Annotated in this window: 11 protein-coding genes; 7 read left to right on the forward strand and 4 right to left on the reverse strand. The window is 46.9% G+C overall.

The window, feature by feature from the left end; translation table 11 throughout:
• Positions 1–266: 266 nt before the first annotated feature.
• Positions 267–578 carry a hypothetical protein gene (locus tag BMW71_RS09850; RefSeq protein ID WP_092173029.1) on the reverse strand — a complete coding sequence of 104 codons (312 nt, stop codon included), beginning with the start codon at positions 576–578 and terminating at the stop codon, positions 267–269.
• A gap of 136 nt (positions 579–714) precedes the next feature.
• The gene (locus BMW71_RS09855) at positions 715–906 is read right to left on the reverse strand and encodes a hypothetical protein (protein WP_092173032.1); all 192 of its coding nucleotides are present in this window, start codon (positions 904–906) and stop codon (positions 715–717) included.
• A 135-nt stretch (positions 907–1,041) separates the two neighbouring features.
• On the opposite strand from BMW71_RS09855, the gene BMW71_RS09860 reads away from it, so the two are divergent.
• From BMW71_RS09860 to BMW71_RS09880, 5 genes are all read left to right on the forward strand, one after another.
• The gene (locus BMW71_RS09860; RefSeq protein ID WP_092173035.1) at positions 1,042–2,487 is read left to right on the forward strand and encodes a BatD family protein; all 1,446 of its coding nucleotides are present in this window, start codon (positions 1,042–1,044) and stop codon (positions 2,485–2,487) included.
• A 3-nt stretch (positions 2,488–2,490) separates the two neighbouring features.
• Positions 2,491–3,567, forward strand: a complete 1,077-nt coding sequence (aroC, locus tag BMW71_RS09865; RefSeq protein WP_092173038.1) for a chorismate synthase — start codon at positions 2,491–2,493, stop codon at positions 3,565–3,567.
• A gap of 21 nt (positions 3,568–3,588) precedes the next feature.
• Positions 3,589–4,914 (forward strand): dicarboxylate/amino acid:cation symporter, encoded by a 1,326-nt coding sequence (locus BMW71_RS09870; protein ID WP_092173041.1) that lies wholly within the window; start codon positions 3,589–3,591, stop codon positions 4,912–4,914.
• 103 nt (positions 4,915–5,017) lie between these two features.
• On the forward strand, positions 5,018–5,599 hold the full coding sequence (locus BMW71_RS09875) for a NifU family protein (RefSeq protein ID WP_092173044.1): 582 nt from the start codon (positions 5,018–5,020) through the stop codon (positions 5,597–5,599).
• 18 nt (positions 5,600–5,617) lie between these two features.
• Positions 5,618–6,703 carry a DUF3810 domain-containing protein gene (locus tag BMW71_RS09880; protein ID WP_092173047.1) on the forward strand — a complete coding sequence of 362 codons (1,086 nt, stop codon included), beginning with the start codon at positions 5,618–5,620 and terminating at the stop codon, positions 6,701–6,703.
• Positions 6,704–6,733: 30 nt separating this feature from the next.
• Here the strand turns inward: BMW71_RS09880 and BMW71_RS09885 are convergent, their stop codons facing one another.
• Both BMW71_RS09885 and ade read right to left on the reverse strand, forming a co-directional pair.
• Entirely contained in the window at positions 6,734–7,987 is a 1,254-nt protein-coding gene (locus BMW71_RS09885; RefSeq protein WP_092174779.1) for a sensor histidine kinase, read from the reverse strand.
• 62 nt (positions 7,988–8,049) lie between these two features.
• On the reverse strand, positions 8,050–9,723 hold the full coding sequence (gene ade, locus BMW71_RS09890) for an adenine deaminase (protein WP_092173050.1): 1,674 nt from the start codon (positions 9,721–9,723) through the stop codon (positions 8,050–8,052).
• A 160-nt stretch (positions 9,724–9,883) separates the two neighbouring features.
• Between ade and cmk the strand changes: the two genes are divergently transcribed.
• On the forward strand, positions 9,884–10,561 hold the full coding sequence (gene cmk, locus BMW71_RS09895) for a (d)CMP kinase (protein WP_092173053.1): 678 nt from the start codon (positions 9,884–9,886) through the stop codon (positions 10,559–10,561).
• Positions 10,562–10,565: 4 nt separating this feature from the next.
• A complete protein-coding gene (locus BMW71_RS09900) occupies positions 10,566–11,468 on the forward strand; it encodes a 4-hydroxy-3-methylbut-2-enyl diphosphate reductase (protein ID WP_092173056.1) in 903 nt (300 codons plus the stop codon).
• Positions 11,469–11,527 lie beyond the last annotated feature (59 nt).

Below are 11,527 nucleotides of genomic sequence, written 5' to 3' on the forward strand. Positions count from 1 at the left end.
CCGTATTTTCGATAATTCAATCTTTGGCCAGGAGCAAGGGTAAATGGCGTTCGGAAATTTGGGCGGTGGGAAACAGTAGTCGGTGGTAGGACTGCCACTTACCGCCGAAAGCGGATGTACGCGACCCGAACGCTGATTGCGGAATCTCGGAAAAACGGGAGCGGAAAAACAGCAGCCGCAGATACGCGAAGTCAAGAGCCGGGGGTGGTGGTGGAGAGGAGGTATTTTTGCCAATCCCTGCTGCGATTACTCTGGCTGAATGGTAGTTACTTTAAAAACTCGTTGATGGCATTGATCAGTGACCGGACGCTTTGTTTGAAATGGTCGAGAGATTCGTCCAGAAAAGGCTGGGCATTTCCTTTCTTCCCACGGTATTTTTCTTCAAACGTGGATTTTTTTTCGTGTAGCTCCTTTTCGAGTTTTTCTTTTTTACGGTGCAATTCGGTGATTTTTTTCTCGATTTCCTCGCTGACCTCACCGGTAGCCTTGGTTCCCTTTTCTATGAGCAAATCGATTTTGCTTCCGATTTCCTGAAGCATTTTTTCAATTTCGTCAAATCCTGAACGTTTCTTTTCCATGGCGATTCCTGGTTACGAATTTAAAAGTAGGCAAAATTTGGTACAAACTGGAAGAAAAATGGATTGAGAAAAAAATAAAATGTCCGCATTGTCTATAAAAAAAGCCCCAGTGCAGGTGGGGCGATTTAAGCTAGGACTAACCGGCCAATTTGATAAAATATTTGTTCAAAATCGGCTCGTATATCTTGGAAAATGTCCGGTAACACCATTTCCTGAATTCTTCCAGCTCTGCGGGAACCAGAAGATTCAGTCCCTTTCGTAACTCTTTCTCGAAGAGTTTTTTGTCAAAACTTACCTTTAATAAAATGGTTTTAACATATTCCATCATGGCTCATGTTAGTTTAAGTTAGGTTTGTTAAAAAGATTGATTTAAATAGTTTATACGGTTTTAAATTTGATTTGTTACGTATAAAATATCCTTGTTTATTTGTAGTTATAAAGTAAGGTACCACAAGCGTCTTCTATGTCTTCAACGAATTTCCGGTTTCTTTTCGTATTTCTTTTAATCCTTTTTTCTTTACAGGCCTGGGCTCAGGATATCAAAATCGAATTGGGTGAAAGCGAAGTGGCCTTAAATGAAACGTTTACCATCAAGGTGACCGTTTCTGGCGAAAAGATACGCTCCTACGATCAACTGCCAGAAATTACTGGCTTTCAAAAGCAGGGCGTGTCGCAAAGCTCATCAATGAATATCGTCAATGGCCAAATGAGTAGTACCAATAGCGTCATTCAGTACTACAAGCCATTGAGGAAGGGACAGTTTACCTTGCCGGCGTTCACATTGTCGGTCAACGGTGAGAGCATTTCCTCTCCCGGTAAGTCGATCACAGTGGTGGATGCCCGGGCCAGCAGTAGAAATAACCGTGCGCTCGATCCTTTTGATGACCTATTTGGAAGGGGAAATTCGAACGAACCCGAATACGTTGAGGTTGAGGACGACGCATTTTTTTCCCTGTCCGTAGACAAGGAAGAGGTGTATGTTGGGGAAGGATTCAATGTAAGTTTGGCCTTTTACATGTCCGAGAGTAACCAGGCGCCGTTTAATTTCCACGAGCCGGGCAAACAACTGGAGCGTATCATCAACGAGATCAAACCGGGAAACGCCTGGGAAGAAAACTTCAACATCACCAGCATTCAGCCGGAAAGGGTAGAATTTGGCGGAAAGAGATGGACGAAATACAAGGTATACGAAGCAAGTTTTTTCCCGTTTAACGAAGGTTCTGTCGATTTTCCGTCGGTAGGCTGGGAGATGATCAAATACCGAATTGCTAAAAACCCAAGTTTTTTTGGGAGTAACCGACTTCAGGATTTCAAGACCTTTTATTCGCAACCCAGGTCCATTCGGGTAATGCCGTTGCCCGCGCACCCATTGAAAAACGAGGTAAGTGTAGGCATCTATCGCCTGAGGGAGAGCTTTGAGGAAAAAGAGGCCCGTACCGGGGAAGGCTTTACCTACGAGTTTACGATCACGGGTGAGGGTAATATCAGTTCCATTCGTCCACCGAGGGTCAAACGAAGTCAAAAGCTCAATACCTTTGATCCCAACGAACAGGTACAGATTAACAGGGGTAGGGGCAAGGTTACGGGAATGAAGGAGTTTAGCTATTTTATGACAATCAACGAGCAGCAAGACCTGGAGCTGAGCGATCATTTTGAGTGGATTTATTTTGATCCCGAACGGGCTGCCTACGATACGCTTAGGCCTCAGGCGCTGGTACGCGTAGCTGGCGAAAGCAAAATCAACCAAGCCATCTCCTCCTCCCGGTTGGGTGGTTTGTACGACTTGATTGAAGTAGAAGACAATAAACTTTTAAACCAGGGATATAAATATTATTTTTCCGCACTCATAAACGGACTGCTGATTTTGGCAGTTGGTTTCCTTGGGTTTTTAATGCTTAAGAAGAAATAATTCATGCGTAACTCGTTTGGTAATGTTTTTACAATCACCACGTTTGGTGAGTCTCACGGAAAAGGGCTGGGAGTGGTCATCGACGGCTGTCCAGCCGGAGTGGCCATCGACGAAGGGTTTATTGGCAAGGAGCTTCAGCGAAGAAAGCCCGGTCAATCCAAAATCACCACGCAGCGAAAGGAAGAAGATGCTTTCGAAATTCTCTCGGGAGTTTTTGAAGGGAAAAGTACCGGTACTCCGATTGCCATCGTCATCTACAATACCGATCAGAAGAGCAAAGACTACTCCCATATTGCGGACAAATTCAGGCCGTCGCATGCGGATTTCACGTACCATGAGAAATTCGGTGTACGGGATTACCGGGGCGGTGGTAGAAGTAGTGCCCGTGAAACGGCGGCAAGGGTAGCCGCGGGGGCCATTGCAAAATTATTGCTGGGCCAATACGGGGTCAGCATCCATGCCTACGTGAGTCAGGCAGGACATGTTCAGCTCGAAAAGCCGTACCAAGACCTGGATTTCAGCCAAACAGAAACGAATATCGTTCGTTGTCCGGATGCCGATGCTGCCGAGCAGATGATTGCCTTGATAGATGAAACCCGGAAAAACCGGGATACCATCGGTGGTGTGGTCAGTTGTGTGGCCCAGGGAGTGCCGACGGGTCTTGGAGAGCCGGTTTTTGACCGGTTGCATGCTGCCCTGGGTCACGCCATGCTCAGTATCAATGCGGTCAAAGGTTTTGAATACGGGAGTGGGTTTGAAGGGGTTCGGATGAAGGGCTCCGAGCACAACGACGCTTTTTACCGGGACGGAGATACGATAAAAACACGGACCAATCATTCCGGAGGAATACAGGGAGGAATATCCAACGGCGAAGACATTTATTTTCGCGTGGCTTTCAAGCCCGTAGCCACCATCATGCAGGATCAGGAAAGCGTCGATACCCAGGGAGATTCGGCAATCGTATCCGGAAAAGGTCGCCACGACCCGTGTGTGGTGCCGCGAGCCGTACCGATTGTGGAAGCGATGTGTGCACTAGTTCTAGCCGACTACCTGCTATTAAATCGCTCAAGTAAAATTTAACCATCCAACCACTAACCATACATGAAAAAAAAAATACCGCTTCACACCCAGATCATTATCGGTTTGGTCCTGGGACTTATCGTCGGTTTGGGAATTGTAAAATTAGGAATCGCTCCTGATTTTACCATGAATTACATCAAGCCCGTCGGTACGATCTTTATCAATGGGCTAAAGATGATCGCAGTTCCTCTGGTGCTTGCTTCCTTAATCGTGGGGGTTTCCAATCTAGGGGATATTACCAAACTCAGCAGGATCGGCGGGAAGACCATTCTGACCTATATTTTTACCACGGCACTTTCGGTATCCATTGGCTTGTTAATCGTAAATATCTTTAATCCGGGGAAAAGCCTTCCTATCGAAACAAGGGACAACCTGATGAGTCTGTATACCGATGCTGCCGGAAGTAGATCCTTACAGGCAGAAGAGCTAAAGCAACAAAGCCCCCTTCAGCCTCTGGTAGATATGGTCCCGGAAAATGTCTTTCAAGCAGCTACCGACAATGCCAGCATGTTGCAGGTGGTGTTTTTTGCCATAATAGTCGGAATTGCACTTATTCAGATTCCCAAAAGCAAGGCAGAACCAGTTATTGCCTTCTTTGATGGCTTGAACGATGTGATTATTCGGATCGTTGGGTTTATAATGATTCTGGCACCTTACGGCGTATTTGCGCTGATGGCTTCCCTGATCGTGGAAATTACCGGGGATAATCCCGACTCCGCGCTGGAGTTGCTGTTGGCCTTGCTGAAGTATAGCCTGGTAGTATTGGGAGGCCTGTTTTTCATGATTTTGGTCGTGTACCCGTTGATCCTAAAATCGTTTACCAAGGTGGCCTACCTGGATTTTTTTAAGGCTATCCGGCCCGCTCAGCTGTTGGCATTTACGACGAGTTCCAGTTCTGCCACCCTTCCGGTTACCATGAAACAAGTGGAAGAAGAAATCGGTGTTTCCGAGGAAGTAAGCAGTTTTGTCCTGCCCCTCGGAGCCACCATCAATATGGATGGTACGAGTCTGTATCAGGGTGTTGCTGCCGTTTTTATTGCGCAGGCACTCGGGATGGACCTGAGTTTCACCCAGCAATTGCTGATCGTAATGACCGCAACCCTCGCATCCATCGGAACAGCCGGTGTACCGGGCGCAGGGATTATCATGCTGATCATCGTATTGGAGTCAATTGGCGTTCCGGCGGCTGGGATTGCCCTGATTTTAGCACCTGACCGAATACTTGATATGTTTCGAACGATTGTAAACGTGACGGGTGATGCCATGGTTTGTACCGTGGTGGCATCCACAGAGGGTGAACTGCCGGATGGGTTGATTCGAAAATCAAACCCCCTTACCGTTTCCTAGAACGACTGGGAAAAAGGAATTTTCCTTATTTCGAACCATCGGAACCTTCCCGGCGTTTTACAGAAACGAATTGAGGATTTTAAAAGATAAACCATTATTTGCAATGCTAGAAGCACAAAAAAAGCCCGTTCACCTGTACCTGGAGGCAAACCCAAACCCCAATTCTTTAAAATTTGTGGTTAACTTCATGCTCGCGGACGATGGCGTAAGTTTTGATTTCCCGGATGAGCAGCACGCAGAAAACTCCCCGCTGGCCAAGGCATTGTTCAATTTCGCTGCGGTGGAGCGGGTATTTATTGCGGCAAACTTCGTGACCGTAACCAAAAAAACTGACGTTACCTGGGAGAGCATTCAAGACCATATCCGAGATCAAATCAAGAGCTACCTGGAAACCGGCAAGCCGGCTGTAAACACGCAGTTTGAAGCCGATCCCCTCTTTGATGAAAACGATAGCGAAACCGTTAAAAAAATCAAAGGCATATTGGACGAATACATCCGTCCCGCAGTGGAGCAGGATGGAGGAGCGATTGTGTTTCACAGTTTTCAGGAAGGGGTCGTGAAAGTCCTGCTACAGGGAGCTTGTTCTGGCTGTCCGTCCAGTACGGTTACCTTGAAAGCAGGCATAGAAAACCTATTGAAAGGCATGCTTCCCGAAGTCAAATCAGTGGAGGCAGAGGGAATTTAAATCCCCTTATTTCGGTACATGGTCCTAAAAAAATGGATTGGGGGAATGGCGGGGCTGTTGGCAATCCTGATTCGGTGGCTATTGGGCAGTTCACCCGAGCTTGCCGAAACTTGGTATGCCAGCGGCCTTTTTCCTATTATTCGCGGCTTCCTGGATCGTACGCTGCTACAGCTTCCGTTTCCGACGGTGTATGTATTTTTGTTAGGGCTTGTCGGGCTACTTTTTTTGGTTGTTCGGCAGGCATTGATCAAAAAAAAGTGCATCCCAGGCAGCATTTGGCTGGCTTTCCGGGGTGTCGTCAATGTCTTTGGATGGATCGTATTCTCGTTTTTTTTTCTTTGGGGATTTAACTATTACCGCATTCCCCTCTATAGCCAGCTGTCGTTGACTCCGGAGCCGTTGAGCCTTGTCTTGACGCTGGAAGAAATGAAATTGACCGAATCCGGTTTGCGTAGTCTTCGGTCGGAAATTGCAGCGGACAGTATGCCGCTGGCGTATTCCGAAAATTTCCGAACCTGGGAAAATCGGCTGAAAATGGAAATGAAGTCGGTTCTTATGGCGTTGAACTACCCCATGCCGGGTCATCCCACTGTCAAGCCCTTGTATCCCGCCGGTTTTATGCGTAGGATGGGAATTTTTGGCATCTACTTCCCCTTTACAGGGGAGGGGTACCTGGATCCCTCGCTTCACCCCATCGAAAAAGTATTTACGCTCGCCCACGAACTGGCCCATGGTTTTGGGGTCACCGACGAGGGTGAGGCCAATTTTGTTGCCTGGCTTGTTTGTTCCCAAAGTTCAGACACATTCCTGCAGTATGCTGGTGAGCTGAAATTATTTCGCTATCAGTTGAATGATTTGTTCCGAATGGATCGGAATGCCTACGAGCAGTTTATTGCCACAATGGCAACGGAAATCCGAACGGATATCCGAGAGATACAGCAGCATAACCTGGAAATCCTCCCGTATTTTCGGGAGCTTAGTCGAAAATCCAACGACTTGTACCTAAAGTCACAGGGGATAAAAGCGGGTGTCAAAAGCTATGCCCAACTACCAATGTTGGCCAGAGCTTGGCGAATCAATAGCGGGAAACAAGATCCCCCTTAGCCAAAAATCCTGGGAAGAAGCGGTAATGATTTATATGCTTAGGCCATCGGGAAAGGTTAAGGTAAAACTTGAACCAGAACCTTCTTCACTTACTACATCGATGTTTCCTCCCAGTTTTTCGGCATTTTGGAAGCACAGATGTAATCCCATACCCGTTCCTTTTTCATTCTCGGTTCCATAGGTGGATTTGATGTCCTGCTCAAAAATCTTGGTAAGCCGGTCCTGAGATATACCGATGCCATTGTCCCGAATGGAAATGCTCACCCATTCTTTACGGCTGTCAATTTCCAGTGAAACTTGTCCTCCCGTGGGGGTAAATTTTATGGCATTCTGAATCAGGTTTCGAAGAATCAATAGCAAGCGATCCGTTTCGATCCGCACCAGGGGGTTTTTCTTGAATTGGATAAGCAGGGAAATGGATTTTTGCTTGGCAATCACCTTTAGGATTTCAAGGGTGTCTTCAAAGAGTTCCTGCAAACGAATTTCTTTCACCCGGGTGAATTTGTTTTTCAGCTCGAAGGAGGACCAATCCAGGATGTTTTCCATCATATTGTAGGTTCTCGTTGTGATTTTTAGCAACTCCTCGTGTATAAATTTCATTTCTTCTGGGGGTAAGTCCCCCTTATTAATGAGCTCCAGGGTTTGCATGATGGATTGGAGTGGATTTTTTAGATCGTGGGAAATGATGGTAATGATTTTATCTTTCTGGGAACTGGTCTTTGCCAGGCTTCGGTTCATTCGCGTTAGCTCGTTGGTTTTTTCCTTAACCTTGTTTTTCTCGGACCTGTAAAACTCCTTTAACGTGGCTACCATGAATCCAATACCGGTCAGGCAGGCCAGGTAGGTAATGGCATGGTCCAGAAATACTACCCCTTTGTTTGGGTATATTTGGGGGATTAGGTCTTCGTGAAAGACGCCGATGTAGTACAAGAGCAAAAAGGAGGCGCCATTGATCAAACTCCAGCTAAGGTATCCGCGTATCGGGGAAATACTTAAAATGATAAGGTGAAAAAGCAAAAATATGTAGAAGGTAGGCCCATCGATACCATCGTTATTGAAAAAATTGATTGCTAAAACGGGGTAGGTAAAGGCTCCGAATAGGTAATAGGCTTGTTTGAACTGATTTCGCTTCCGAAGTAAATAGTAGCAAATACCAAGACCTATGATCACAAAAAGGACTAATCCAATCAATACCAGGGTGCCGAAAATGGCGTTGTAGATCAGCATCGCAACCATGAAACTGAAGGCGATGACCAGCGTGGAGTTGAAGATCTTTTTTTCCATGACTTGGCTATTTTCCCAGATAAAAAAATGGGTAGCCCGGGTCTTTATTTTGTTCCAAAAACTCACGATACTTCGTTTTTTTTAGGTTTATCGGTCAGATTCGTACCAAACACCCGGGTAAATTGAAAGGTATCTCCATTAAAAAGGCCTTTGTCACTCAATTTGAGGGAGGGAATTACCAGCAATGCCATAAAGCTCAACGTCATGAAGGGTGATTGGAGCGGTGAACCCATGCCTTTCGCCATTTTATCCAGTTCGGTGTAGCGTTGGGCCACGTCAAATGCATCGTCGGAACTCATGAGTCCGGCTACCTGCAGCGGTAGTACCCGCTCCTGTTTGCCCTCCACCGCCGATAGGCCACCGTGGTTGGCAATCACGAGATTGACTGCTCTGGCCATGTCCTCATCCGTCACGCCGACCACCAGGATGTTGTGGGAGTCGTGTGCGACGGAGGAAGCAATGGCCCCTCGAAGGAATCCAAACCCGTTGATCAGTGCGACCTGGGGGGGCGCGTTTCGTTCATACCGGTTGATAACGGCAAGTTTTAAGCAGTCAACTTCCGTACTGGAGATTACTTTTCCCTCTTTGGATGGCAGGGACAGCAGCCGTTCACGGGTGATTAATTGTCGGTCCAACGCCTGAATGACTCGTCCGGGTCCTCCTTCATGAGTCAAAGCAAAAGCGTCCTCGGTCAGTCTCTCCGCAGCAAAGTTATTGACGGGTATGCAACCCCGGTGTGCCAGCATCGATTGCCCTGCTTTTGCCACCAATTTTCCATCGATATAGGTTTCGAGAACCCGGAATTCACGGAGATCTTCTACCAGGATAAAGTCTGCAGGGTCACCTGTGCGGAGCAGACCCACCGGCAAACCATAGTGGGTTACCGGATTGAGGCAAGCTGCGCGGAGCACATCAAAAAGGTTTTTCCCGCGGGAAATTGCCCGGGCAGCCAGTTGATTGATATGCCCATCCAGCAAGCTGTCGGGGTGTTTGTCATCGGAGCAAAAAAGGATCTGATCGGGTGCCTCGTCTAAAAGGTCTATGAGTGCATCAAAATTTCTTGCAGCGCTGCCTTCGCGTATGGCTACCTTCATTCCGTTACGGATGCGATCTCGCCCTTCTTCCATATTGACGCATTCGTGGTCGGTAGTTATCCCTGCTGCAGCGTACCGAGCTGCATCCGTTCCACGAAGCCCCGGTGCATGCCCGTCCACGGGCATGGCGTACTTTTTTGCAAGTTCGATTTTCCTGATGACCTCCGGATCGTTTGCCAGTACGCCGGGCCAATTCATCATTTCTGCCAGGTAGTGGACGCTGCCATCGGCAAACAGCTGGGCGATCTCGTCCTCTGTAATCCTGGCACCGGCCGTTTCGAAGGACGTGGCAGGTACGCAGGAGGGGGCTCCGAAGAAAAATTTAAAACCCGACGCATTCCCATCGGCTATCATGAAATCGATTCCTGTTAACCCACATACATTCGCAATTTCATGCGGGTCGGATACGGTAGCTACGGTTCCATGCACGACTGCAAGCCGGGCAAAACTGGAAGGAATCAACAGGGAAGACTCGATATGCACGTGTGCGTCTACAAAACCCGGGAGCAAGTACCGCATAGGCGCAGTAGGAATCGGCTCTACGGATTGGATGTTTCCCTGTTTGACCTCAATTTTTGCTGGAAAAATTTTTCTTTTTTCAATATCAACAAACTGTCCCCTGACACTAAAAGCTGCTTCCATTCCCCGTTTAAAAGTTACGAATACTTAAGTCAAGTAATGTTGGTTGGGTTACCTTATTGTAATAAAAAACCAATACAAATAAGGCCCGTTACCCAGAATAGTCATAAATATACTATATTTGCGCTTGAAAAGGAAAGCAGGTACCATTCATTTTTCGTTAATGAAAAAAATTATCATTGCCATTGATGGTTATTCCGGTTGCGGAAAGAGTACCACAGCAAAGGCAGTAGCCAAAAAATTGGGTTACACCTACTTGGATTCGGGTTCCATGTATCGCGCAGTAACGCTGTATTTTTTAAAAAATGGCATCAATACCGCAATTGCCGAGGAAGTGGTCGTTGGTCTGAATACCATGGAGATTTCCTTTCGCATGGATCCATCCGACGGTTCCCAACAAGTTTACTTAAATGGAGTTAATGTAGAGGAGGAGATCCGGGGAATGGAGGTATCGGCGCGGGTAAGTGAAATCAGCAAACTACCTGAAGTTCGGTCGGCACTTGTGAAAAAGCAGCGGGAACTGGGAAAGGAAAAAGGGATCGTAATGGATGGCAGGGATATTGGTACGGTGGTATTTCCACATGCGGAGTTGAAGGTATTTATGAAAGCCAACACAGAAATCCGGGCACTGCGTCGGCAGCGTGAGTTGGCGGACAAAGGCCAACAAATTAGTTTGGAAAAAGTGAAAGATAACCTGGAATCCAGGGATGCGTTGGATAGCGGTAGGAAGCTCAGTCCGCTAAAAAAGGCAGCAGACGCTGTGGAGTTGGATACCAGTTACCTGCAGTTTGACGAGCAGGTGTCCAGAATTCTACAATTGGCAAAGGAGCGAATGAATTAAGGTTATGGACGTAACAATAGATAAAAACTCAGGGTATTGTTTTGGCGTGGAATATGCCATTAAAATGGCCGAGGACGAGATGGTTGAAGACCAAAAATTGTATTGTTTGGGTGATATTGTTCACAATGACATGGAGGTGAAGCGCTTGAGCAATAAGGGACTTGTGGTGATCGATCGCGAGGATTTACGTTGCCTGCACGATTGCAAGGTACTGATTCGGGCGCACGGAGAACCACCGGAAACCTACCGCATGGCCATAGAAAATAACATCGAACTCATCGATGCTTCTTGCCCGGTAGTGCTCAAACTACAGCATCGGGTAAAGACAGCTTTTGATAAGATGGAGAAACAGCAGGGGCAAATTGTCATTTATGGCAAAAAGGGGCATGCCGAGGTAATTGGACTAACGGGACAAACCCTGGAAAAAGCCATCGTGGTTATGGATGACGAAGACCTGAATCAAATTGATTTCTCCAAGCCGGTTACCTTGTTTAGTCAGACGACGAAGAGCACCCGTGGTTTTTATGCCCTGAAGGAAAAAATTCAGAAGCGCATTGAGGAAGCAAAGGGAAAAATGGACGAGGTAGATTTTAATGCAAACGACTCCATATGCAGACAGGTCTCCAACCGGGAGCCTCAATTGCAGAAATTTTCTGAAGAAAACGACGTGATAATCTTTGTTTCCGGGAAAAAGAGTTCGAATGGGAAAGCCCTGTATCAAGTGTGCAAAGGCGTAAACCCACGGAGTTATTTTGTAGAAAATGAAGAGGAGATCGTATCGGATTGGATACGTGCGGATGACAAGATAGGGATTTGTGGAGCTACCTCTACCCCCATGTGGTTGATGGAGCAGGTACGCGATCATCTACTTTCTCTGGACACTCGTTCGGTAGAAGCAGGAATTTAAAAGAATGCGATCAAAGGGGCTAATCCTTCAAAATTTGATAAATAATCGCCGAATTAGCT

This window comes from Cyclobacterium xiamenense (assembly GCF_900109255.1).
Taxonomy (GTDB): Bacteria; Bacteroidota; Bacteroidia; order Cytophagales; family Cyclobacteriaceae; genus Cyclobacterium; species Cyclobacterium xiamenense.

Excerpts from the sequence above, each read along its gene's own strand:
- BMW71_RS09860 (WP_092173035.1), top strand. The coding sequence starts at position 1,042 with ATGTCTTCAACGAATTTCCGGTTTCTTTTCGTATTTCTTTTAATCCTT.
- cmk (WP_092173053.1), top strand. The coding sequence starts at position 9,884 with ATGAAAAAAATTATCATTGCCATTGATGGTTATTCCGGTTGCGGAAAG.
- BMW71_RS09885 (WP_092174779.1), bottom strand. The coding sequence starts at position 7,987 with ATGGAAAAAAAGATCTTCAACTCCACGCTGGTCATCGCCTTCAGTTTC.
- BMW71_RS09875 (WP_092173044.1), top strand. The coding sequence starts at position 5,018 with ATGCTAGAAGCACAAAAAAAGCCCGTTCACCTGTACCTGGAGGCAAAC.
- BMW71_RS09855 (WP_092173032.1), bottom strand. The coding sequence starts at position 906 with ATGATGGAATATGTTAAAACCATTTTATTAAAGGTAAGTTTTGACAAA.
- BMW71_RS09880 (WP_092173047.1), top strand. The coding sequence starts at position 5,618 with ATGGTCCTAAAAAAATGGATTGGGGGAATGGCGGGGCTGTTGGCAATC.
- BMW71_RS09850 (WP_092173029.1), bottom strand. The coding sequence starts at position 578 with ATGGAAAAGAAACGTTCAGGATTTGACGAAATTGAAAAAATGCTTCAG.
- BMW71_RS09870 (WP_092173041.1), top strand. The coding sequence starts at position 3,589 with ATGAAAAAAAAAATACCGCTTCACACCCAGATCATTATCGGTTTGGTC.
- ade (WP_092173050.1), bottom strand. The coding sequence starts at position 9,723 with ATGGAAGCAGCTTTTAGTGTCAGGGGACAGTTTGTTGATATTGAAAAA.
- aroC (WP_092173038.1), top strand. The coding sequence starts at position 2,491 with ATGCGTAACTCGTTTGGTAATGTTTTTACAATCACCACGTTTGGTGAG.
- BMW71_RS09900 (WP_092173056.1), top strand. The coding sequence starts at position 10,566 with ATGGACGTAACAATAGATAAAAACTCAGGGTATTGTTTTGGCGTGGAA.